The organism is Pandoraea sp. NPDC087047, assembly GCF_044745225.1.
Classification (GTDB): Bacteria; Pseudomonadota; Gammaproteobacteria; order Burkholderiales; family Burkholderiaceae; genus Pandoraea.
Genome location: NZ_JBIUZU010000009.1, coordinates 212578 through 234505, shown reverse-complemented (window position 1 = coordinate 234505; position 21928 = coordinate 212578). Strand labels below are relative to the sequence as shown.

Here is a 21928-nt window from a genome sequence, read left to right as displayed (position 1 = left end):
CGAATCGCCATGTGGCAAAACGTACGCCTGCTCAACGCCATCGCGAGTGCGCTCGTCGCACTCGTCGTGCTGGCGGCGCTCGCGGCGGGCGGCCATTGGCTGATCCAGCGTCCGATTTTCACGCTCAAGGCGATCCAGATCGATGGGGACGTGTCTCACATCAACGGGCCGACCTTGCGCGCGAACGCGGTGTCCCGTCTGAAGGGCAACTTCTTCACGATCGATCTGGACGCCACGCGAGCGGCGTTCGAGGCAGTGCCCTGGGTGCGTCATGCGAGCGTGCGGCGCGTCTGGCCGAACCAGCTTGCCGTGACGATCGAGGAATACAAGCCGCTGGCCACGTGGAACGACGGGCGTCTGGTGAGTGTGGATGGCGAACTGTTCGCCGCCAACCTGGCCGAAGCCGAGGACGACGGCAAGTTGCCGGAGTTCGCCGGGCCGCCAGGCAGCGAGAAGGATGTGACGGCGCGGTACTACGACTTCGTGAAGTGGTTCGCGCCGCTGAACATGAAACCCGAAGCGGTCACGCTGTCGAATCGCTACGCGTGGGGCGTACGGCTTGCAGGGGGCGTGCAACTGGCGCTGGGACGGGAGCGCAACCCCGAAACCCTCGCCACGCGCAGCCGACGTTTCGTACAGGCGTATCCGCAGGTAGCGGCGCGCTGGGGAAATCAGATCGAGTACGCCGATCTGCGGTACCCGAACGGTTTTGCAGTGCGTGCCGCAGGCATGCGTTTCTTGAGCGAAGAACAGGCCAAGAAGCTTGCCGCGACACCCGTGCAAAAGCGGGATTCGCAGAAGCCGGCAGCGAAACCTGCCGCGCCGGTAAAGCGAAGCCAGTGAGACTTCAGGACTTACACACGCTATGAGCAAAGATTACAAGGATCTGTTGGTTGCCCTCGATATCGGCACGTCGAAAGTCGTGGCGGTGGTGGCCGAGCTGCGCCCTGAAGGCCGCTATGAAGTGATCGGCCTGGGCCAGAGCGAATCGCGCGGCCTGAAAAAGGGCGTCGTGGTGAACATCGAGGCCACGGTGCAGTCCATTCAGCGTGCGCTCGAAGAGGCCGAGCTGATGGCCGACTGCAAGATCACCAATGTGTTCACGGGTATCGCCGGGAGCCACATCCGCAGCTTCAATTCGAGCGGCATGGTGGCGATCAAGGACAAGGAGGTGACACAGGCCGATGTGGCGCGTGTCATCGAGACGGCCAAGGCGATCAACATCCCGACCGACCAGCAGGTGCTGCATATCCTCACGCAGGAATTCATCATCGACGGTCAGGAAGATGTGCGCGAGCCGATCGGTATGAGCGGCATCCGACTGGAAGTGAAGGTGCATATCGTGACCGGCGCGGTGTCGGCGGCGCAGAACATCGTGAAGTGCGTGCGCCGTTGCGGCCTCGAAGTGAACGATCTGATTCTGCAACCGCTCGCGTCGAGCATCTCGGTGCTCACGGAGGACGAGAAGGAACTGGGCGTGGTGCTGATCGATATCGGCGGCGGCACGACGGATATCGCGATCTTCAGCGAAGGCGCGATTCGTCACACGGCGGTGATTCCGATTGCCGGCGACCAGATCACGAGCGATATCGCGATGGCCGTTCGCACGCCGACGCCGGATGCGGAAGACATCAAGATTCAGCACGGCATCGCCAAGCAGTCGCTGGCCGATCCGGACGAAATGATCGAAGTGCCGGGGCTGGGCGAGCGCGGTCCGCGCACGCTCTCGCGTCAGGCGCTGGCGGCGGTGATCGAGCCGCGCGTCGAAGAATTGTTCTCGCTGGTGCAGCAGGTGGTGCGCGAGTCCGGTTACGAAGAACTGCTGTCCTCGGGCATCGTTCTCACCGGCGGCGCGGCAATGATGCCGGGCATGGTCGAGCTGGGCGAGGACATCTTCCTCAAGCCGGTGCGCATTGGCGTGCCGGAGTATGCGGGCGGTCTGGCCGACGTGGTGCGCAGCCCGCGTTACGCGACGGCGATGGGTCTGCTGCTCGAAGGACGTTCCCAACGCATGCGTGGCCGCAAGGTCGCGGTGCAGTCGGGGCAAGCGAATCAGGTCTGGACGCGTATGCGTGACTGGTTCTTCAGCAATTTTTAATGGTGTTTTTTTGAGGGGTGTGGATTCGGTGTTGAAAACACGCGCGGCTTACCCGAGCGGCACGTGACCCGCAATACCGGATCTGCTTTTAATTCACTGGAGGCGCTATGAACTTTGAAATGTTGGAAACGGAAACCAACGGCACCATCATCAAGGTGGTGGGTGTTGGTGGCGCTGGCGGCAATGCTGTCCAGCACATGATCAACCGTGGTGTACAAGGCGTTGAATTCATCGCCATGAACACCGACGCTCAGGCACTCGGCCGCTCGCAGGCGAGCGTCAACATTCAGCTCGGCAAGACCGGTCTGGGTGCTGGTGCGAAGCCGGAAATGGGCCGTGCCGCCGCGGAAGAAGCGCGCGAGCGCGTGGCCGACGCCCTGCGTGGTGCGCACATGGTGTTCATCACCGCCGGTATGGGCGGCGGCACGGGCACGGGCGCGGCACCGGTCGTGGCGCAGATCGCCAAGGAAATGGGCATTCTGACCGTCGGCGTGGTGTCGAAGCCGTTCGAGTTCGAAGGCGGCAAGCGTATGCGTGTGGCCGAGACGGGCGCGCAGGAACTGGAAGACAACGTCGACTCGCTGATCGTCGTGCTCAATGACAAGCTGTTCGAAGTCATGGGCGACGATGCCGAGATGGACAAGTGCTTCCAGTGCGCCGACGACGTGCTGCACAACGCCGTGGCCGGCATTGCCGAAATCATCAACGTCGACGGTCTGGTGAACGTCGACTTTGAAGACGTGAAGACGGTGATGGGCGAGCAAGGCAAGGCCATGATGGGGACGGCGACGGTGGCAGGTGTCGATCGTGCGCGTCTGGCGGCCGAGCAAGCCGTGGCAAGCCCGCTGCTCGAAGGCGTGGACCTGTCGGGCGCGCGTGGCGTGCTGGTCAACATCACGGCATCGCGTTCGCTGCGTCTGTCGGAAACGCGTGAAGTGATGAACACCATCAAGAGCTACGCCGCCGAAGACGCGACGGTGATTTTCGGTACCGTCTACGACGACAAGATGGGCGATGCACTGCGCGTGACCGTTGTGGCAACCGGCCTGGGCCGTGCTGTTGCGAAGAAGGCTGCTGCACCGATGACGCTGCTCAAGACCGGTACCGACAACATGCCGATCGCGACCGGCCACGTGCCGAACGTCGGTCAGGCAGCCGGTACGGATTACGGCGCGCTCGATACGCCGGCCGTGTGGCGTAGCACGCGCGAGACCGCCGCTTCGCATGTCGCCGCGCTGCAGGAAAAGGGTGTCGACACGTACGACATTCCGGCCTTCCTGCGCAAGCAAGCCGACTGACAAGGTTGCGCGCGGGCCGGGTTCCAGTGCCTGGCGCCGCCGCACCTTGGGAATCGCGAGACCTATGCAGGTCGTCGTGAGGATTCGCCGTCGCTCCAACTACCATGCCATGTGGCGTGGGGAAGGCGCGCCTCGGTAGGGGTCCGAAGGACGATACGGCAAGGTTGTGATGACGGGAGATGCCTCGTGGTTGCGACGACCAGAGTCGCAAGAGGTGCTGTTCATCTCCGGCATCATAGGTGACGGACGTTACGGGTAAGCGTTCGTGATCCCTGACCCGGTCTCGCGGATCTGTCCCCCCGACCGCTGCGGCATGCCTCCGTCGCGGCGGCCGGGGTGCCCCGAAAATGCATGGACGCGCAGACCCTTGGTCTGACGTCTAAGATAGAAAAGCCTTTTCCGGGAATACGTTATTTCGTATTACGGGATGGGCGGAGACAGGCCGATGGGGCAATACGCGGAATGTTTGGTAACGAACCGTTGTGTTTGTGGCACAGCGATGAAGGCACCGATCTGATATAATTCGACCTATGATCCATAGCGTCTGATAGTTTTAATAAATAGCATGCTCAAGCAGCGCACTCTCAAATCCATCGCCAAGACAGTCGGCATCGGCTTGCACTCCGGTCGCAAGGTCGAGTTGTCGCTGCGTCCGGCGCCGCCCGACACGGGCATCGTCTTCTGCCGCACCGATCTGAATCCTCCGGTGGAGATTCCGGCGTCGGCCATGGCGATTGGCGACACGCGTCTTGCGTCGGTGTTGCAGAAGGATGGTGCGCGGGTGTCCACGGTGGAACACCTGATGTCGGCATGTGCCGGTCTGGGCATCGACAATCTGTATGTCGATGTGACGGCCGAAGAGATTCCGATCATGGACGGCAGCGCTGCGACGTTCGTCTTCCTGATCCAGTCGGCAGGCATTGAAGAGCAGGCTGCCGCCAAGAAATTCATTCGTGTGACGAAGCCGGTCGAGATTCGTGAAGGCGACAAGCTCGCCCGCCTCGAGCCGTACGATGGCTTCCGGCTCAAGTTCACCATCGACTTCCGTCACCCGGCCGTGGATCGCACCGGCCAGGCGCTCGAGATCGACTTTGCCGATACGTCCTACGCGAAAGAGATTGCCCGCGCACGTACGTTCGGCTTTGCGCACGAAGTCGAGATGCTGCGCGAGTTGGGACTGGCGCGCGGTGGCAGCATGGACAACGCCATCGTGCTCGACGAATACCGCATTCTGAACAACGACGGCCTGCGTTACGACGACGAGTTCGTGAAGCACAAGATGCTCGACGCGATCGGCGATCTGTACGTGATCGGTCACCCGTTGTTGGCGTCGTACACCGCGTACAAGTCGGGCCACGGGCTGAACAACCAGCTGCTGCGCGAGCTTCTCGCGCAGGAAGCGTATGAAATCGTCACGTTCGAGCGCGCAGAAGACGCTCCGCGCGGTTTCCAGTTCGAACCGCAGACGCAGTTCGCGTAAGTCACGCAAACGCCGCATGCGGCGATGAGATGTAACAAAACGAAAGCGCCGGATTTCCGGCGCTTTTTTATTTGACGCGCGAGCAATATCGGCGTTGGTGTTCGGCGTATGTGTCGGTGTCGGTATCCGGCGGAGTATTTCGCCGGCTTGCACCGGGGCTAGGACTCAAGGCTTGCGTGTTCCACCGTAGGAATGTCGGGCGACGAGCCGGGCGAGGGCGTCGCGCAGCGGCGACGGCTCCAGCGAGTCCCTCAGATCGCGCAGGCTGATGAGCCCCTGGCGTGGCAGCCGGGCCTCTTTGGGCGGCTTTTGCGGCTCGGGCGTGGCGATGCTCACGCGAATGCGGATCGTGCGGATGAGCCAGCCGCGCGTGGCGAGCCCGTCGATTAGCGAGGGCGTTTGCTGGCGCAGACGCGCAGCCAGGGCGTTATTCGCGACCAGGAACACCAGCGCCCCTTCGCGCGGTGGCGCGAGCCTCACACTGCCGCTGAGCGCGGCAGGCAGCAGCGCGTGGACGTCCCGCTCCAGCCGGCCGAGTTGTTCGGCGGCGACCAGCAGCGAACCGGCCCCGTCGGATGCGGACAGCAGGTCGGTCAAGGGGCGGGCAACGCGGGGCGCTTTGGGTCGTTTCATATGATGAGACAGATGTCGCCGCATATTTTACCCCGCCATCGGGCGTCGCCTTCCCCCGTCCCCTGAAAACACCGGATTGTGAGGTCAGGCACCGTCGGGACGCGTCGCGACAGCATGCTAGAATCCATTTTTCAGTACAGGTATCGAACCGGTGTGTGGCCAGAGTGCCAAACACCGGTGACCCGCAGCGTGCAGTCGCCTCGGGCGGACCGTCACTCATGGGGCACGACTCCGGAGTGAGGCCTCCCGCTCGTCGACAGACGGCACGATTGCGCACGACATTTGCCGCCCTAACCAGTGATCCGATGATTCCCGGTCTTCTTAAAAAAGTATTTGGCAGCCGCAACCAGCGGCTCATCAAGCAGTACCAGAAAACCGTCACGGCGATTAACGCCCTCGAGCAGGACATCGCCCTACTGAGCGATGAACAACTGCGCGGCAAGACCGAGGAATTCAAGCAGCGTATCGCCCAGGGGGCGAGCGTGGATTCGCTGCTCGTCGAAGCCTTTGCCGTGTGCCGTGAGGCTGGCAAGCGCGTCCTCAAGATGCGTCACTTCGACGTACAGTTGATCGGTGGCATGGTGCTGCACTACGGCAAGATTGCCGAAATGCGCACGGGTGAGGGCAAGACGCTCGTCGCCACGCTGCCCGCCTATCTGAATGCGCTCTCGGGCAAGGGCGTGCACGTCGTGACCGTCAACGACTATCTGGCGCAGCGCGATGCCGAGTGGATGGCGCGTCTGTACAACTTCCTCGGGCTGTCGGTGGGTATTAACCTGTCGCAGATGCCGCACGACCAGAAGCAGACGGCTTACGCGGCAGACATCACGTACGGCACGAACAACGAGTTCGGCTTCGACTACCTGCGCGACAACATGGTCTACGAGACCGAGCAGCGGGTACAGCGTACGCTCAACTACGCCATCGTCGACGAAGTGGACTCGATCCTGATCGACGAGGCGCGCACGCCGCTGATCATCTCCGGTCAGGCCGAAGATCACACCGAACTGTATGTGAAGATGGATCGCCTGCCGGCGATGCTCGAGCGTCAGATCGGCGAAGAGAAGGCCGACGGTACGGGCGTCGAAGTGCCGGGCGACTATACGCTCGACGAGAAGGGTCGTCAGGTGTTCCTGACCGAGCGCGGCCACGAGAAGGCCGAGCAACTGCTCGCCGAGTGGGGCATGATCGCCGAGGGCGACAGCCTCTACGCGCCGCAGAACATCACGCTCATGCACCATGTGTACGCCGCGCTGCGCGCACACACGCTGTTCCACAAGGATCAGCACTACGTGGTGCAGAACGACGAGATCGTGATCGTCGACGAGTTCACCGGCCGTCTGATGGCTGGCCGCCGCTGGTCCGAAGGCCTGCACCAGGCCGTGGAAGCGAAGGAAGGCGTCAAGATCCAGCACGAGAACCAGACGCTCGCCTCGATCACGTTCCAGAACTACTTCCGCATGTACGCCAAGCTCTCGGGCATGACGGGTACGGCGGATACCGAAGCGTTCGAATTCAACGAAATCTATCGCCTCGAGACGGTGGTGATTCCGACGAACCGGGTGCCCAAGCGCATCGACCGTCAGGATCAGATCTACAAGACGTCGAAAGAGAAGTACGACGCCGTCATTATCGACATCCGCGATTGCGTCGAGCGCGGCCAGCCGGTGCTGGTGGGCACGACCTCGATCGAGACGTCGGAATACCTCTCGCAACTGCTCACGCGCGAGAAGCTGCCGCACCAGGTGCTCAACGCCAAGCAGCACCAGCGTGAAGCCGAGATTGTGGCGCAGGCCGGCCGTCCGGGCGTGATCACCATCGCGACCAACATGGCCGGTCGTGGTACCGACATCGTGCTGGGCGGTAACGTCGAGAAGCAATCGGCCTTCATCGAAGCCGATGAGAGCCTGTCCGACGCCGACAAGCAAGCGCGCATCACGCAATTGCAGGACGAGTGGCAAGGTTTGCACGAGCAGGTGAAGACGGCGGGCGGTCTGCACATCATCGGCACCGAGCGTCACGAATCGCGCCGTATCGACAATCAGTTGCGCGGGCGTTCGGGCCGTCAGGGCGATCCGGGGTCGTCGCGTTTCTACCTGTCGCTGGAAGATCCGCTGCTGCGCATTTTCGCGGGCGACCGCGTGCGCGCGATCATGGACCGGCTGAAGATGCCGGAAGGCGAAGCCATCGAAGCGGGCATCGTCACGCGCTCGATCGAATCGGCGCAACGTAAGGTCGAAGCGCGTAACTTCGACGTGCGTAAGCAACTGCTGGAGTACGACGACGTTGCCAACGATCAGCGCAAGGTGATCTACCAGCAGCGTAACGAACTGCTCGAAGCGCAAGACGTCTCGGAAACCATCGTGGGCATGCGTCAGAGCGTGTTCGAGGATCTGGTGCGTAACTACGTGCCGGCCGGTACCGTCGAAGAACAGTGGGATCTGAAGGGGCTGGAGACGACGCTGCGCGAGGAGTGGCAGCTCGACCTGCCGCTGCAATCGCGTATCGAAGGCTCGGAAGAGATCGACGACGAGGACATCCTCAAGGAAGTGATGGACGCGGCTGAAGCGTCGTACGCTGCCAAGGTGGAGATGGTAGGACGCGAGTCGTTCTCCGGCTTCGAGCGCTCGGTCATGCTCCAGAGCGTGGATTCGAACTGGCGCGAGCACCTGGCGGCGCTGGATCACCTGCGTCAGGGTATCCATCTGCGCGGCTATGCACAGAAGAATCCGAAGCAGGAGTACAAGCGCGAAGCGTTCGAACTGTTTGCCCAGTTGCTCGAGACCATCAAGCTCGAAGTCACGCGCGTCATCATGAACGTGCGCATCCAGTCGCAGGAAGAGCTTGAGCAGGCCACGGAATCGCTCGATGACAATGTGGGCGGTCTGATCAACATCGAGTTCAAGCATGACGAGCTCGAAACCGTGGGCGGCGAGGGCGAGGTCGATGAGGACGCCGGTCGTCCGGTGGTGGCGGCACTTGCCCACGCGGCGGCGGCGGCCGCCGCGGGCGGCGATCTGCAGCCGAAGGTCGGGCGCAACGATCCGTGCCCGTGCGGCAGTGGCAAGAAATTCAAGCACTGCCACGGCAAACTGACTTAAGATGTGAACCGACCGACGCGGCGCCGACTCCTTATCGGCGCCGCGTCGTTTGTAGCGCCGGTTTTTTCGACCGGCCGCACCGATCAACCGCCGCCCCGGCGGAGTGTCGTGCCGACATCGTCTGGGCGGGAGATGCAACCCTTACCTCTCGCGGGCGAACCCTCATGGCCGTCAATTTCCCCTCGATCGAAGCCTCCCAACTGCACGCCGTTCCTGGCGTCGAACTGGGCTGGGCCGAAGCCAATATCCGCAAACCGAATCGCAAGGACGTGCTGGTCATGCGATTGGCCGCCGGCAGCACGGTATCGGGCGTTTTCACGACGAACCGCTTCTGCGCCGCGCCGGTGACGGTGTGCAAGGAGCATCTGGCGGCGCATGCGGGCATTCGTGCGCTCGTCGTCAACACGGGTAACGCCAACGCGGGCACGGGCGAGCCGGGTATGCTCGCCACACGCGCAACGTGCGATGCGCTGGCCAAGCTGCTGTCGGTGTCGTCCAACCAGATCCTGCCGTTCTCGACGGGCGTGATCCTCGAACCGCTGCCGGTTGACCGTCTGGTCGCCGGTCTGCCGCAGGCCATCGCCAATCTGGCGCCCGCGCATTGGTACGAGGCCGCCCAATCGATCATGACGACCGATACGTTGCCGAAGGCCGCGTCGCGTCAGGTCGTGATCGGCGGTCAGACGATCGTGCTCACGGGGATCAGCAAGGGCGCCGGCATGATCAAGCCGAACATGGCGACCATGCTCGGCTTCGTCGGCACCAACGCTCGAGTGGCGCAGCCTGTGCTCGACGCGCTGGTGAAGTACGTGGCCGACCGCTCGTTCAACGCCATCACCATCGACGGCGATACGTCTACCAACGACTCGTTCATCGTCGCCGCCACCGGCCAGACGGAACTGCCGGAAATCGCGAGCACGGATACGCCGGCGTTTGCTGCCCTGCGCGACGCCCTGCTGTCGATCTCGCAAGAGTTGGCGCAGCTCATCGTGCGCGATGGCGAAGGGGCGACCAAGTTCATCACCGTGACGGTCGAAGGCGGCCGTGACGTGGCCGAGTGCCGCCAGATCGCGTACGCCATCGGCCATTCGCCGCTGGTGAAGACAGCGTTTTTTGCGTCCGATCCGAATCTGGGCCGCATTCTGGCGGCGATCGGCTATGCGGGCGTGAACGATCTCGACGTCAGCAAGATCGATCTCTATCTCGACGACGTGCTGGTCGCTCGCGCGGGCGGCCGCAATGCCGAGTACCGTGAAGAAGACGGCCAGCGCGTGATGAAGCAAAGCGAGATCACGGTACGCGTGGTGCTCGGCCGTGGCGACGCTGCGGCAACGCTGTGGACGTGCGACCTGTCGCACGACTACGTGAGCATCAACGCGGATTACCGCTCCTGAACCCCTGACGCGACGGCCTGTGCGCCTCCCACCGGAGGCGAGGGCCGTCGGCGCAGAGCGTCGATGCCTGACCGGTGTCGGCCATGCGCCGGTGGACGTGAGTGGCCGATGGCGTAGACACATCGGGCATATCGCCGGCTGGTGGCAAAAGCACCGTGGCGCACAGCGAAGGGAAACGACAACACCACGAAGCATCGACACAAGCGCCCACGAGCGGCGCGGGGATTTCGAAGCATGGACAAACTTGAACAGTTCCTGACGCGCGCGGAAGGCGTGCTGGCCCGGCTGGAGGCGATGTTGCCCCCGGCTACCCCGGAGATCGACTGGAACGTCGCCACGGCGTTTCGCTGGCGCAAGAAGCAGGGACGCGGCTTCCTGCAACCGGTCGCGCACGTGTCCGCCATTACGCTGGACGATCTGCAAAATATCGAGCGTCAGAAAGCGTTGATCGAGCAGAATACGCGACAGTTCGTGTGTGGCGAGCCGGCCAACAACGTGTTGCTCACCGGGGCTCGCGGCACGGGTAAATCGTCGTTGATCAAGGCGTGCCTGAACCAGTACGCCTCGGAAGGGCTGCGTCTGATCGAAGTCGACAAGGACGATCTGATCGATCTGGGTGACATCGTCGATCTGATTTCGCAGCGTCCCGAGCGTTTTGTGGTGTTCTGTGACGACCTGTCGTTCGAAGACGGCGAGTCGGGCTACAAGGCGCTGAAGGTGGCGCTGGACGGCTCCGTGGCCGCGCAGTCGGACAACGTGCTGATCTACGCCACGTCCAACCGCCGTCACCTGCTGCCGGAGTATATGAAGGACAACGAGAGCTATCGCCACACCCAAGACGGTGAGATTCATCCCGGCGAAGTGATCGAGGAGAAGATCTCGCTGTCCGAGCGTTTCGGGTTGTGGGTGAGCTTCTATCCGTTCAAGCAGGACGACTACCTGACGATCGTCAGCCACTGGTTGCAGCACTTCGGCGTGCCGGCAGACCAGACGGAGAGTGCGCGTCACGAGGCGCTGATCTGGGCGTTGGAGCGCGGTTCGCGCTCGGGCCGGGTGGCGTTCCAGTTCGCACGCGATTGGGCGGGCAAACAGCGTGGGGCTGCCTCACAAGCATCATAACGATCGGGTGGACGCGGCCGTGGCCCGTCCTCCTTATCAGGAAATTCCGCAGGCATTGCGTAGTGATATGACAGACTCGAATCGAATTGCGCCCGATGGGCGTCCCGTTACCGAAGTGGCCGTTGGCGTAATGGTGCGCCCGGATGGCGCGGTGCTGCTCGGCCAGCGTCCCGCGGGCAAGCCTTATGCGGGTTATTGGGAGTTTCCGGGTGGCAAGCTCGAAGCGGGCGAGTCGGTCGCGGCTGCGCTGGCGCGCGAGTTGCACGAGGAACTCGGCGTGACGGTCGAGCGATGCGCCCCGTGGCGCGTGCTGGAGCACGATTACCCGCACGCCTATGTGCGTCTGCATTTCTGCAAGGTGACGGCATGGCAGGGCGAGCCGCACGGCAAGGAAGGGCAGGCGTTGGCCTGGGAGCATCCGCCGGTGAGCGTCGAGCCGTTGCTGCCCGCTGCGCTGCCGCCGTTGACGTGGCTTGCCGAGGAGATGGCGCAGCGGTCGTGATGGACGTCGTCTGACGCGCGGTGCTGTAGTCTGGCTGCACGGGGCGATGTTTGCCGGAATGCTCGCTGAAATGCAAAAGGCACCCGAGAGGTGCCTTTTTCGTTGGCGCTGGCAATTGACCATCCAATTGGCCATCTGCTCACGAGGTGTTGCTGCGCGTCAACGCTGGGTCGGATCGAGCGGCGAGTCCTGCGAGGGATCTTCAGGTGATTCGGACGGGATCGTGTACTTTTCTGCGGCCCACGCGCCCATGTCGATCTGTTTGCAGCGTTCCGAGCAGAACGGACGGAATTTCGCCTGCGGCTCCCAAACCACCTTCTTGCCGCAGGTCGGACAATTGACGACGCTCGGCATGTCTTACAGATTGCAAAGGGTGAGCAGGAACGGCACGTCGCTGTCGACCGGCCGCGGCTTCAGATCGCCATCCTGCGTGGTGAAGCGCACCCACAGCATGTACTTGTTGGCGCTGGCTTCCGGAATGACGCGAAGATCGGCCGCGACACGCACCTGCATGAGTTGGTAGACGCGGCCGGTGAGCATCTGCTGGTAGCTGCCCTGCTGCGCCATCGCCTTGCTGGCATGGCCGGATTCGCGGGCCAGACCCAGCACGATGCCGATGGCGTCGCGAATCGGGAAGAGCGGTCCGATCCACTTGTCGATGTCGTGACGGCGCTGTTCGGCGTCGTTGTGACGCCAGGCGTAATACGACGGCAGGTCGAAGCGGCACGTGCCGCCAGGAATCACCGAGCGGCTGCGAATGCTAGCCAGCCACTCGTTGTCGTTCAGATGCTGGCCGGGTTTGCCGGGAATCTGATTGAGGTTCGCGATGGCCAGCTCGACTTCGCCGATGAATTGTTCGAGCGCGTCGGAGGCGATATCGGGATTGCCGCGATAGATCTGAAGCGTCTGACGCTGCCGGTCGAGTTCCTTGACCAGTTCGTTCTTCAGATCGGTGCGCCCGGCGATGTCGGCAATCTCGAACATCGTGATCAGGGCCGCGTGGTGATCGAGCGGCTGGTCCTGTCCGACGAAAAAGGCGAAGCGCCCGAACAGCTCTTCTAGCCGAAGCAGCGTGCGAATGCGTTCGTTGAGCGGATATTCGTACAGGATCAAGCGCGTTGGCCCATAAGTTGGCGCTTTTCAGCGTAATGGCGACATTCTAATGCGGGAATCTATCGAGGTGCAACGCGAGTGGGCGCTCAATCGAGGGCGGCGTGCATTTCCGGTGCGGGAAATGCGATCCAACCTGCCTTCCGACGCCGAACCTTCGGCGGTTATTCGCCACCCGTTTGCGTCATGAGCCGCAGGTACATCGCATGCAAACGGCCGACTTGCGGGGCCAGCGGCGCGTGCTGCACGTCGTTGTCGATCACGTCATCGGCCGCGGCGAGCCGCTGGGCACGTGAGGCCTGACGCGCCATGATCGCCTGCACCTGCTCGCGCGTGAAGCGATTACGTGACATGACACGCGCGATCTGGGTTTCCTCGGTGCAGTCGACGACGAGCACACGCTGCACACGCTCACGCCAGGTGCCGGATTCCACCAGCAGCGGTACGACGAAAATCAGATACGGCCCTTCGGCTTCGGCCGCCGCACGCTCGCACTCCGTGCGGATGAGCGGATGGGTGATGGCCTCCAAACGCGCCTTTGCGGCGTCGTCCGAAAAGACGGCGTCACGCATGCGAGCGCGATCGAGCGAGCCGTCCGGGGCAACGAAGGCGTCGCCGAACTCGCGGCGAATCGCGGGCATGGCGGCGCCGCCCGGCGCGGTGATGCTGTGCGCGATGGCGTCGGTGTCGATGATCGCGATGCCGTGCGTGGCGAACAGATTGGCGACGGTCGTCTTGCCGCTGCCAATGCCGCCAGTCAGGCCGATGGCGTAAGTCATGGAGTTCCTCCGATCCAGAGCATCAGGCCGTCACCACCGAAGAGCGTGACGATACCTGCGGCGGCGAGAAACGCGCCGAAAGGAAACATTTGATCGCCACGCAGGCGTCCCATCAGCCATGCGCTGCCAGCGACGACGATGGCGAGCACGCAGGCGATCAGCAGGATTTGCGGCAACGCGGTCCAGCCGAACCAGGCGCCCAGCGCGGCATAGAGCTTGAAGTCGCCGAATCCCATTCCCTCGCGACGGCGTACCCACCAATACACCCAATACAACGCCCACAGGCTCATATACCCGGCGGCCGCGCCGATCACGGCGGCAGGGAGCGCCGCGAACCAGTGACCGAGGTTCACGAGCAGCCCCGCCCAGAGCAGCGGCAACGTGAGCATGTCGGGCAGCAGTTGCGTGTCGTGGTCGATATAGGCGAGCGCAATGAGTGTCCAGACGAGCCCGAGTGCGCCAATGCTTTGCCACGTCGGTCCGAAGCGCCATGAGATCGCGACACTCAACACACCGCAGAGCAGCGCCAGTTGCCAGCGGCGCGACGACGTGGCGTCTGCCAACGTGGCGGGGAGTTCGACGCCGCCGACACCGCCCACGCCGCCGGGCATTCCTGTCGCGGACGTGAGGGGCGTGGAGGACATCAGGGGCGTGGCGGAAGCGTGCGCGGACTGTGGCGATGCCGTATGGACGGAGGTGGTGTCTCCTGCGTCGGCGGCGTGCAGTTCTTCGAGCCATGCCCGTTCGATGGCGGCCGGCACACGTCGCACCACAACGTCGATGATCAGCCCGGCGAGCAAGCCCAGCGCCGCGAACAGCGCGAGACGCCAGTGAGGTGCCAGTTGCGCCAGCGCATCGACCAGAAGCAGCTCCGCGTAGCCGTCAATGGTGTTCATGCGACACCGTAACCGAGTTGGAACATCGGCAGATACATGGCGAGGACCATGCCGCCGATCAGCAGGCCGAGAAACGTAATCATCATGGGTTCCAGCGTCGCGCAGGTACTGACCAGCGCATGCGAGGCTTCCTCGTCGAGCAGGCCGGCGGCCTGATTGAGCATGCGCCCGAGTGTACCCGATTCCTCCCCGATCACGGCCAGTTGGGCCACCACCAGCGGCCAGTGTGCGCCGGCTTCGAGCGCCGTTGCCAGACGTGCGCCGCGGGCGACCGCCCGATGCACGCCGTGGGCTGCCTGCTGCATCACGAGATTGCCGCAGGCACTGGCTGCCGCGTCCATCGCATCGGGCAACGGGACCCCGGCATCGAGCAGCGTGCCGAGGGTTCTGGCCCATCGGGCTGCGCTCATCATAAGGATGATCTTGCCGGCCCCCGGCAAGTGCAATATCAGCCGATCCCGCTGCCGTCGCATGCGTGTGCTGCGTCGTAGCGCGGCCGTAACGGCCAATCCCGCAGCACCCACGCAGGCGAGCATCCATGGGCCGCTCGTGAGCGACGCGCGCGAGAGATCGATAAGCCATCGGGTGAGTGGGGGCAGCGGAACGCCGCCGCCGGCCGCGCTGGCGAACAGCCGCTCGAACTCCGGAATCACCCATTGCAGCAGCACTGCCACGACGGCGAGCGCTGCCACCAGCACGGTCACCGGATAGGCCAGTGCGCGTTGCAGTTTGTCGCGTACACCTCGCGTGTGATCGTAGTGCGCACTCAGACGCGCCAGCGTCGGGCCGAGTTGGCCGCTCAGTTCTCCGGCCGCGACCAACTGGCAATCGACGCCGCTGAAGTGGCGGCTGGCGTGCGCCATGGCTTGTGCCAATGGGTGTCCCAGCGCGACGTCCTGCGCAATACCCGACGCCAACCGCTTGAGTCCTCGCGTATGTGCGCCTCGCGCCAGGACGTTCAGTGCCGCCGTGAGCGGCACGCCGGCACCGAGCAGCGTGGCGAGGCGCCGGACGAGGTCGGTGGCGTCGGTGGATCGGGTGCGTCCCGTGGGCAAGTGCCGCCGTCCCGGGCTCAGATGCGTCACGGTCAAGTGCCGATGCCGGTGACGCAACATCAGGCGCGCGGCGGCCTCGCCGTGCGCGATCACTTCTCCGCGTTTGCGTTGTCCGTCGGCATCGCGGCCTTGCCAATGCCAGCGGCGTGGCTGCGTCATGGGCGTCATGCGTGTTGCGCGAGACATGTGACCTCCCCCTTCGATATGGCTCGCCGCAGCCGTTGTCCCGGTCGTGAGTGAGTGCCGCGCCACACGTGATACGACAGGGCGGGTGCGTCGTTGCGCCGGGGCGGTGTCGGAGCGTCAGGCAGGCGTTGTCGCATCGACATCCTCCGCGCTGATGGTGCCGGCTTCGGCATGCCACATTCCGGCTTCGCGCAGTGTCATGACGCCCTCGCTTTTCGCTTGCGCCGCCAATTCGTGCGGACTGCGTGCCTGGGCGATGTTGATGGCCTGCGTAGCGCTGATCGGCATGACTTGAAATGCCCCGATTCGCCCCGCGAAACCACTGCCGTGACAGCGCATGCAGGGATGTCCGCCGCGCGCAGCGTCGTTTGTCGGATGGCCGGGTTGGCATCCCGCGGGGCATCGTCGCCTGAGCAAGCGCTGTGCGCTGATGAGCAGCAATGTCGACGACAGGTTGAACGGTGCGACGCCGAGATCGAAGAGTCGCGCGAGTGTGCTGGGGGCGTCGTTCGCGTGGACCGTCGCGAACACAAGGTGTCCGGTCTGCGCTGCCTGCACCGCGATCTCGGCCGTTTGTGCGTCGCGAATTTCGCCAACGACGAGCACATCGGGATCCTGCCGGAGAAAGGCGCGCAAGGCCGTGGCGAAGTCGAGTCCGGCACGCTCGTTGAGATTGACCTGCGTCACGCCGGGCAAGCGAATTTCCACTGGATCTTCGATGGTGACGATATTGCGCGACGCGTCGTTGAGCCGTCGAAGACAACTGTAGAGTGAGACGGTCTTGCCGCTGCCTGTGGGGCCGGTCAGCAGGATCATGCCGTGCGGGCGCGAAATCGCCTGCGTGAGTGCGAGATATTGCTTCGGTGTGTAGCCGAGACCTTCGAGCGAAAGCGGCACCTTCGCGCCGTCGAGCAAGCGCACCACGAGTTTTTCGCCGTGCAGCGTGGGCAGCGCGCTCACCCGGCACTCGACAGGTTCGCCAGCGTCGCGCCACACCATGCGCCCGTCTTGTGGCAGACGCTTCTGCGCGATGTCCAGATTGGCGAGCACCTTCAGGCGCGAGACGAGCATGTCGCGCCATGGCAGGGGAACGTCGCTGTACTCTTGCAGATAGCCGTCGATACGCAGCCGTACGCGAAAGCGCTGCGCCATCGGTTCGAAATGCACGTCGGACGCGCCCGCCCGAATCGCCTCGCTCAGCATCTGCTCGAGGAATTGCAGCGGTGTGGTGGCTTCCCGGGATGCGCGCGCAGCGCCCGTGGATGAGGGCGACGTGCGGGTGTCGGCAGGCACGTTGGCGTCGACGGATTCGGCGGCGGGAGATTGCGTGACAGAGGGCATGAGAGCGTTCGGCGAGAGCTGCGTGAAGCATCAGTCTCGCCAAATCTCTGTGCCGACTCAATCGGAATTGCCCGAAAAATGGGCGATGTAACGTGCAGTGGACGACCGCGAATCGTCAGTCGTGCGAGGGGGAACCCGGCTTCGGTTTGAACAGGCGCACGGTCTTGATCGCCTGATTGTCGATCTGCACGATTTCCATGCGTACGCCGCTGATTTCGAGACTGACGCTCGCCTCCGGAATTTCGCGCAGCACTTCGAGAATCAGGCCGTTGAGCGTCTTGGGGCCGTCGGTGGGCAGGTGCAGGCCCAGGCGTCGATTCAGATCGCGGAGCCCCAGGCCGCCGCCGACCAGACAATCGTCGTCGGCCGTCCAGCCTGAACGACTGCCCCCGGTGCCGGGCACGCTCGTCGTGAACTCGCCAATGAGTTCTTCAATGATGTCTTCGGTCGTGACCAATCCTTCGACCTCGCCGTACTCGTTGACGACAAGGCCGACGCGGCGCTGGTTCTCCTGGAAGTATTGCAACTGCCGCAATGCCGGGGTGTCGCTCGGAATGAAGTACGGCTCGACGAGCAACGCGCGCAGCGTGTCGACCGAAAGATCGTCCGGGTGCCGCAGCGCAGAGAGCGTACGACGCACCGGCAGAATGCCGACGATGCGATCGATGTCGCGGTCGTAGACGGGCAGCTTGTTGTGATAGCAGGTCTCGAGTTGCGAGAGGATCGTGTCGAGCGGTGCCGAGATGTCGAGCGCCTCGATGCGCGCGCGCGGCACCATCACGTCGTCGACGGCGATGTTTTCGAGATCAAGCAGATTCAGCAACACACTGCGCGGCTTGGTCGGCATGTAGTTGCTCGCCTCCAGCACGATGGTACGCAGCTCTTCCGTCGAAAGACGCGCTTCGCTTGCCGCCCGGCGGGTGTCGATGCGCAGCACGCGCAGCATGCCACGCACGAAACTGTTGAGCACCCAGACCAGCGGCGTCGCTACGGTGACGATGGGTCTGAGCGGGGTGCTGATCGAGAGTGCGATGCGCTCCGGGTACGTCGCACCAACAATCTTCGGGCCGATTTCCGCAAAGATGATGATGAGCAACGCGATGAGCGCGGTCGCGATCGAGAGCGTGACGGCGTCGTTGCCGAAGTAGCGCACTGCTATCGATGTGGTGAGGACCGGAACGACGGTATTGATGACGTTATTGCCGACGAGAATCGTCGAGAGCAGGTCTTCGGTGCGGGAGAGCAGCCCCTGTGTTGCTTTGGCACCGTGTACGTTCATGCGTACCAGATGCTTCAGGCGATGGCGGTTGAGCGCCATCATGCTCGTTTCGGAAATGGAGAAGAATCCCGAGCAGATGATCAGGAGGGCGACGGCGCAAATCTGCGCCCATAAGGGCAAGGCGTCCAAGCTTTTTGGGTGTGCGAAAGGCACGGGGGTGGCAATGAGTCGCCACTATATCAGAGGGGATAACGGTGTCAGTCGCGTCGCAGGGCTGGCGTCTGCCGGACGGGATGGACTACAGACGTTCGGGCGAAGGTGATGCAAACAGATCGGAAAATGCCGCAGAAATAAAAAAACCGACGGACATGTCCGTCGGTTTTTTTGCTTTGCTCGAGAGCAAAGTAAATCCTGGTCGGGGTGAGAGGATTCGAACCTCCGGCCTCTACGTCCCGAACGTAGCGCTCTACCAGGCTAAGCTACACCCCGCTTCGATACTGCTACTTCGCTAAGTGCGTCGCGCTATCGAGTAAGAACATAATTCTAGCAGGCTATCTTTGTAATGGGAAGAGGGGAGTACAGAAATAATTTGTTCTGCCGCATCGGCCTCTTCTTTTGCGCGTTTGAGCGTGTGGTCGAGTGCCTTCGTGCGCGTGATTGCGGCGAGGATCGGTTCGAACTTGTCGGTGCCGCCATTCTCGATGGCTTCGCGTACCAGCGCGCGCTCTGCCTTCGTGCCATGTTGCAGCACGTAGATCAGCGGCAGCGTCGGTTTGCCTTCACGCAAATCGTCGCCCGCGTTCTTGCCCATCTCGTCGGTGTCGCCCGCGTAGTCGAGCCAGTCGTCCATCAACTGGAATGCCGTGCCCAGGCGTCTACCGTATTCACATACGGCCGTTTCGGTCTGCTTGTCGGCGTTGGCGAGCACGGCAGCGAGTTGCGTTGCCGCCTCGAACAGCGTCGCGGTCTTGTATTTGATGACCTGCAGGTAACGCGCTTCGTCCACGTCCGGGTCGTGCATGTTCAGCAGTTGCAGCACTTCGCCTTCGGCAATGATGTTGGTGGCGCGCGAAAGGATCTGCATCACGCGCATGTTGTCCACGCTCACCATCATTTCGAAGGAGCGGGAGTAAAGGAAGTCGCCGACCAGCACCGACGCCGCATTGCCGAACAGCGCATTGGCCGTCTGCTTGCCGCGGCGCAGGTCGGATTCGTCCACGACATCGTCGTGCAGCAGCGTCGAGGTGTGGATGAATTCGATGACCGCCGCGAGCTCGAAGCGGGCGGGCGAGGTAACGCCGAGCGCGCCGGATACCAGCAGCAGGAGTGCCGGGCGCAGCCGTTTGCCGCCCGAATTGATGATGTACTCCGAGATCTGATTGATCAGGACCACCTTGGAGGCCAACTGTATGCGGATACGCTCGTCGACGGCACGCATGTCGTCGGCGATGGTGGCCAGTACGTTCTGGGGAGAAGTCGAAGCAGTCAAGACAAGGCTCGGGTGAGGAAAAATTCGCCCCAAATTATATAGTGGGTGCGGCCACTTTCGGGCACCAGGGCAGTGGAATGCCTTGTGTCACGGAAGTCTTTGACGCAAAAGGGGAAAGTCTGTATAATCCCCGGTTTTCGTGCGCGCATTCGTTGCACCTGGTCCGAAAATACTCCGGTATGACGGGCTGCGGCGGTGCGATCGACCGGTAAGTCGAGTCCTTTCAGGGCCCTCGGTCTGCATGAAAAATTCTCTTGTTTATGAGTGAGGTTCAACAATGTACGCGGTCATAAAAACCGGCGGTAAGCAATATAAGGTTGCTGCTGGCGAAAAGCTCAAAGTAGAACAGATACCGGCTGACATTGGCGCTGAAATCACCATCGACCAGGTTCTCGCCGTTGGCGAGGGCGAATCGATTAAGTTCGGTGCGCCGTTGGTCAGTGGGGCTTCCGTCAAGGCTACCGTTATCGCCCAGGGTCGTCACCCCAAGGTGAAGATTTTCAAGATGCGCCGTCGCAAGCACTACCAAAAGCGTCAAGGCCATCGCCAAAACTACACCGAGCTGCGTATCGACAGCATCAACGGCTAATCGATCGAGCTAGGTAAGGAGTTAAGTCATGGCACACAAAAAAGCAGGCGGATCGTCCCGTAACGGCCGCGATTCCGAGTCGAAGCGCCTCGGCGTGAAGGTGTACGGCGGTCAGGCAATCCTGGCTGGCGGCATCATCGTTCGCCAACGTGGGACTCGTATGCATGCCGGCGAAAACGTCGGTATCGGTAAGGACCATACGCTGTTTGCACTGGCCGATGGCCACGTGCAATTCGCCATCAAGGGCGCAGCGAAGAAGCAAGTGGTTAGCGTGGTGCCGGCAGCGTAAGCTAAGCCTTTTGCCACCAAAAGGCTCCGCTCTCATGCGGAGCCTTTTTTGTTTGTCTCGCCTGCGCGCAGCGGAAAACCGCGCCCGGAGCGGGACATTGAACAGTATTCCGATCGTCTGCGGACGGTCATCAAGCGGGACGGACCCACATGAAATTCATTGACGCAGCACGAATCGAGGTGATCGCCGGGAACGGCGGCAACGGCTCGGCATCGATGCGCCGTGAGAAATTCGTGCCGTTCGGCGGACCTGACGGCGGCGACGGCGGTCGCGGCGGCAGCGTGTTTGCCGTGGCGGATCGCAACATCAACACCCTGATCGATTACCGTTATTCGAAGAAGCATCTGGCGAAGAACGGGGAATCCGGTCGCGGCTCGGATTGCTACGGCAAGGGCGGCGAGGACATCTTCCTGCGCATGCCGGTCGGCACCATCATCAGCGATATGGAGACCGGCGAGACCATCGCCGACCTGACCGAACACGCTCAGGAAGTCGTGCTCGCTCAAGGTGGCGCGGGCGGTCTGGGCAACCTCCATTTCAAATCGAGCACGAACCGCGCGCCCCGTCAGAAGACGGACGGCAAGCCTGGCGAGCGCCGCATGCTCCAGCTCGAGCTCAAAGTGCTCGCGGACATCGGCCTGCTCGGCATGCCCAATGCGGGCAAGTCGACGTTTATCGCGTCGGTGTCGAACGCGCGTCCGAAGATCGCCGACTATCCGTTCACGACGTTGCACCCCAATCTGGGTGTCGTGCGTACCGCGCCGGGCAAGAGCTTCGTCATCGCCGACATTCCGGGGCTGATCGAAGGCGCTGCCGAAGGTGCCGGTCTGGGTCACCAGTTCCTGCGTCACTTGCAGCGCACCGGCTTGCTGCTGCATATCGTGGACATTGCCCCGTTCGACGAAGGCGTCGATCCGGTGGCTGACGCCCAGGCCATCGTGCTCGAACTGCAAAAGTACGACGAAGCGCTGTTCCAGAAGCCCCGTTGGCTGGTGCTCAACAAGGTCGACATGGTGCCGGAAGCGGAGCGTGCCGAGCGCGTGGCCGACTTTCAGAAGCGCTTCGGCTGGGACGGCCCGACCTTCCAGATCTCGGCATTGACGGGCGAAGGCTGCGAGAAGCTGTGCCTGGCAGTCCAGGAATATCTGTACCAGCAACGCGGTGCCGTCGAAGAAGCCATCGAAGACGCCGCGGCGGATCCGCGTTTCCGCGCGGGTAGTGCCACCCCGGCCACCCCTGCGGTCGACGCCGCTGCGCCACAAACCCCAACGGACGACACGCCAAAGGCGTAAACTCCACATCACTCAAACGCTGGCGCTGACGTCTCGCACACACGCGCCAACGCCAGCG

At 62.8% G+C, this 21928-nt stretch carries 20 protein-coding genes and 1 tRNA gene; 11 read left to right on the top strand and 10 right to left on the bottom strand.

The genetic code is table 11. The features are described 5' to 3' along the window. The first annotated feature begins 9 nt into the window (after window positions 1-9). From ACIPHM_RS18930 to lpxC, 4 genes are all read left to right on the top strand, one after another. Window positions 10-843 carry a cell division protein FtsQ/DivIB gene (locus ACIPHM_RS18930; RefSeq protein WP_400331415.1) on the top strand — a complete coding sequence of 278 codons (834 nt, stop codon included), beginning with the start codon at window positions 10-12 and terminating at the stop codon, window positions 841-843. Between the two features lie 22 nt (window positions 844-865). Beyond that, on the top strand, window positions 866-2098 hold the full coding sequence (gene ftsA / locus ACIPHM_RS18925) for a cell division protein FtsA (protein ID WP_010806905.1): 1233 nt from the start codon (window positions 866-868) through the stop codon (window positions 2096-2098). A gap of 107 nt (window positions 2099-2205) precedes the next feature. Beyond that, on the top strand, window positions 2206-3396 hold the full coding sequence (gene ftsZ / locus ACIPHM_RS18920) for a cell division protein FtsZ (protein WP_044457160.1): 1191 nt from the start codon (window positions 2206-2208) through the stop codon (window positions 3394-3396). 565 nt (window positions 3397-3961) lie between these two features. Then, a complete protein-coding gene (gene lpxC, locus ACIPHM_RS18915) occupies window positions 3962-4876 on the top strand; it encodes a UDP-3-O-acyl-N-acetylglucosamine deacetylase (RefSeq protein ID WP_400331411.1) in 915 nt (304 codons plus the stop codon). A 165-nt stretch (window positions 4877-5041) separates the two neighbouring features. On the opposite strand, the gene ACIPHM_RS18910 is transcribed toward lpxC, so the two are convergent. Beyond that, the gene (locus ACIPHM_RS18910) at window positions 5042-5509 is read right to left on the bottom strand and encodes a DciA family protein (protein ID WP_400331408.1); all 468 of its coding nucleotides are present in this window, start codon (window positions 5507-5509) and stop codon (window positions 5042-5044) included. Window positions 5510-5814: 305 nt separating this feature from the next. Here ACIPHM_RS18910 and secA point away from each other — a divergent pair, with 305 nt between their 5' ends. From secA to ACIPHM_RS18890, 4 genes are all read left to right on the top strand, one after another. Next, the gene (gene secA, locus ACIPHM_RS18905) at window positions 5815-8610 is read left to right on the top strand and encodes a preprotein translocase subunit SecA (RefSeq protein ID WP_400331406.1); all 2796 of its coding nucleotides are present in this window, start codon (window positions 5815-5817) and stop codon (window positions 8608-8610) included. Window positions 8611-8774: 164 nt separating this feature from the next. Then, window positions 8775-10004 (top strand): bifunctional glutamate N-acetyltransferase/amino-acid acetyltransferase ArgJ, encoded by a 1230-nt coding sequence (gene argJ / locus ACIPHM_RS18900; protein ID WP_400331403.1) that lies wholly within the window; start codon window positions 8775-8777, stop codon window positions 10002-10004. 234 nt (window positions 10005-10238) lie between these two features. Beyond that, a complete protein-coding gene (locus ACIPHM_RS18895) occupies window positions 10239-11123 on the top strand; it encodes an ATP-binding protein (RefSeq protein WP_400331401.1) in 885 nt (294 codons plus the stop codon). 67 nt (window positions 11124-11190) lie between these two features. After that, on the top strand, window positions 11191-11625 hold the full coding sequence (locus tag ACIPHM_RS18890) for an NUDIX domain-containing protein (RefSeq protein ID WP_400331398.1): 435 nt from the start codon (window positions 11191-11193) through the stop codon (window positions 11623-11625). Window positions 11626-11784: 159 nt separating this feature from the next. Here ACIPHM_RS18890 and yacG read toward each other — a convergent pair whose 3' ends face one another. From yacG to ACIPHM_RS18845, 9 genes are all read right to left on the bottom strand, one after another. Next, window positions 11785-11979 (bottom strand): DNA gyrase inhibitor YacG, encoded by a 195-nt coding sequence (gene yacG, locus ACIPHM_RS18885; protein WP_400331395.1) that lies wholly within the window; start codon window positions 11977-11979, stop codon window positions 11785-11787. 3 nt (window positions 11980-11982) lie between these two features. Next, window positions 11983-12738 (bottom strand): cell division protein ZapD, encoded by a 756-nt coding sequence (gene zapD / locus ACIPHM_RS18880; RefSeq protein ID WP_400331392.1) that lies wholly within the window; start codon window positions 12736-12738, stop codon window positions 11983-11985. 161 nt (window positions 12739-12899) lie between these two features. After that, the gene (gene coaE / locus ACIPHM_RS18875) at window positions 12900-13514 is read right to left on the bottom strand and encodes a dephospho-CoA kinase (RefSeq protein ID WP_400331390.1); all 615 of its coding nucleotides are present in this window, start codon (window positions 13512-13514) and stop codon (window positions 12900-12902) included. Continuing rightward, the gene (locus ACIPHM_RS18870) at window positions 13511-14410 is read right to left on the bottom strand and encodes a prepilin peptidase (RefSeq protein ID WP_400331388.1); all 900 of its coding nucleotides are present in this window, start codon (window positions 14408-14410) and stop codon (window positions 13511-13513) included. Before ACIPHM_RS18870 ends, coaE begins: the two co-directional genes overlap by 4 nt. Continuing rightward, window positions 14407-15651 (bottom strand): type II secretion system F family protein, encoded by a 1245-nt coding sequence (locus tag ACIPHM_RS18865; protein ID WP_400331385.1) that lies wholly within the window; start codon window positions 15649-15651, stop codon window positions 14407-14409. The genes ACIPHM_RS18870 and ACIPHM_RS18865 overlap by 4 nt, the downstream gene beginning before the upstream one ends. A gap of 117 nt (window positions 15652-15768) precedes the next feature. Next, window positions 15769-16992 (bottom strand): GspE/PulE family protein, encoded by a 1224-nt coding sequence (locus tag ACIPHM_RS18860; protein WP_400331382.1) that lies wholly within the window; start codon window positions 16990-16992, stop codon window positions 15769-15771. Between the two features lie 115 nt (window positions 16993-17107). Beyond that, entirely contained in the window at window positions 17108-18400 is a 1293-nt protein-coding gene (locus tag ACIPHM_RS18855) for an HlyC/CorC family transporter (protein ID WP_400331379.1), read from the bottom strand. Between the two features lie 223 nt (window positions 18401-18623). Next, window positions 18624-18700: transfer RNA gene (locus ACIPHM_RS18850), tRNA-Pro, on the bottom strand. A gap of 19 nt (window positions 18701-18719) precedes the next feature. Further along, the gene (locus tag ACIPHM_RS18845; protein WP_400331501.1) at window positions 18720-19649 is read right to left on the bottom strand and encodes a polyprenyl synthetase family protein; all 930 of its coding nucleotides are present in this window, start codon (window positions 19647-19649) and stop codon (window positions 18720-18722) included. Between the two features lie 328 nt (window positions 19650-19977). Between ACIPHM_RS18845 and rplU the strand changes: the two genes are divergently transcribed. The 3 genes from rplU to cgtA all read left to right on the top strand — a co-directional run bounded on the left by rplU (window position 19978) and on the right by cgtA (window position 21870). After that, window positions 19978-20289: a 50S ribosomal protein L21 gene (gene rplU / locus ACIPHM_RS18840; protein ID WP_010803930.1), complete on the top strand. Its 312-nt coding sequence runs from the start codon at window positions 19978-19980 to the stop codon at window positions 20287-20289. Window positions 20290-20317: 28 nt separating this feature from the next. Further along, a complete protein-coding gene (gene rpmA, locus ACIPHM_RS18835; protein WP_017234735.1) occupies window positions 20318-20578 on the top strand; it encodes a 50S ribosomal protein L27 in 261 nt (86 codons plus the stop codon). 149 nt (window positions 20579-20727) lie between these two features. Then, complete coding sequence (cgtA, locus tag ACIPHM_RS18830) at window positions 20728-21870, top strand: Obg family GTPase CgtA (protein WP_400331376.1); 1143 nt, start codon at window positions 20728-20730, stop codon at window positions 21868-21870. The last annotated feature ends 58 nt before the right edge of the window (window positions 21871-21928 follow it).

What these genes read in the sequence shown, in the direction of transcription:
- ACIPHM_RS18860 (WP_400331382.1), bottom strand. Translation starts at nt 16,992, where the DNA reads ATGCCCTCTGTCACGCAATCTCCCGCCGCCGAATCCGTCGACGCCAAC.
- argJ (WP_400331403.1), top strand. Translation starts at nt 8,775, where the DNA reads ATGGCCGTCAATTTCCCCTCGATCGAAGCCTCCCAACTGCACGCCGTT.
- rplU (WP_010803930.1), top strand. Translation starts at nt 19,978, where the DNA reads ATGTACGCGGTCATAAAAACCGGCGGTAAGCAATATAAGGTTGCTGCT.
- ACIPHM_RS18890 (WP_400331398.1), top strand. Translation starts at nt 11,191, where the DNA reads ATGACAGACTCGAATCGAATTGCGCCCGATGGGCGTCCCGTTACCGAA.
- ftsZ (WP_044457160.1), top strand. Translation starts at nt 2,206, where the DNA reads ATGAACTTTGAAATGTTGGAAACGGAAACCAACGGCACCATCATCAAG.
- ACIPHM_RS18865 (WP_400331385.1), bottom strand. Translation starts at nt 15,651, where the DNA reads ATGTCTCGCGCAACACGCATGACGCCCATGACGCAGCCACGCCGCTGG.
- ACIPHM_RS18870 (WP_400331388.1), bottom strand. Translation starts at nt 14,410, where the DNA reads ATGAACACCATTGACGGCTACGCGGAGCTGCTTCTGGTCGATGCGCTG.
- coaE (WP_400331390.1), bottom strand. Translation starts at nt 13,514, where the DNA reads ATGACTTACGCCATCGGCCTGACTGGCGGCATTGGCAGCGGCAAGACG.
- cgtA (WP_400331376.1), top strand. Translation starts at nt 20,728, where the DNA reads ATGAAATTCATTGACGCAGCACGAATCGAGGTGATCGCCGGGAACGGC.
- ftsA (WP_010806905.1), top strand. Translation starts at nt 866, where the DNA reads ATGAGCAAAGATTACAAGGATCTGTTGGTTGCCCTCGATATCGGCACG.
- rpmA (WP_017234735.1), top strand. Translation starts at nt 20,318, where the DNA reads ATGGCACACAAAAAAGCAGGCGGATCGTCCCGTAACGGCCGCGATTCC.
- ACIPHM_RS18895 (WP_400331401.1), top strand. Translation starts at nt 10,239, where the DNA reads ATGGACAAACTTGAACAGTTCCTGACGCGCGCGGAAGGCGTGCTGGCC.
- yacG (WP_400331395.1), bottom strand. Translation starts at nt 11,979, where the DNA reads ATGCCGAGCGTCGTCAATTGTCCGACCTGCGGCAAGAAGGTGGTTTGG.
- ACIPHM_RS18930 (WP_400331415.1), top strand. Translation starts at nt 10, where the DNA reads ATGTGGCAAAACGTACGCCTGCTCAACGCCATCGCGAGTGCGCTCGTC.
- ACIPHM_RS18910 (WP_400331408.1), bottom strand. Translation starts at nt 5,509, where the DNA reads ATGAAACGACCCAAAGCGCCCCGCGTTGCCCGCCCCTTGACCGACCTG.
- lpxC (WP_400331411.1), top strand. Translation starts at nt 3,962, where the DNA reads ATGCTCAAGCAGCGCACTCTCAAATCCATCGCCAAGACAGTCGGCATC.
- ACIPHM_RS18845 (WP_400331501.1), bottom strand. Translation starts at nt 19,649, where the DNA reads ATGCGTGCCGTCGACGAGCGTATCCGCATACAGTTGGCCTCCAAGGTG.
- secA (WP_400331406.1), top strand. Translation starts at nt 5,815, where the DNA reads ATGATTCCCGGTCTTCTTAAAAAAGTATTTGGCAGCCGCAACCAGCGG.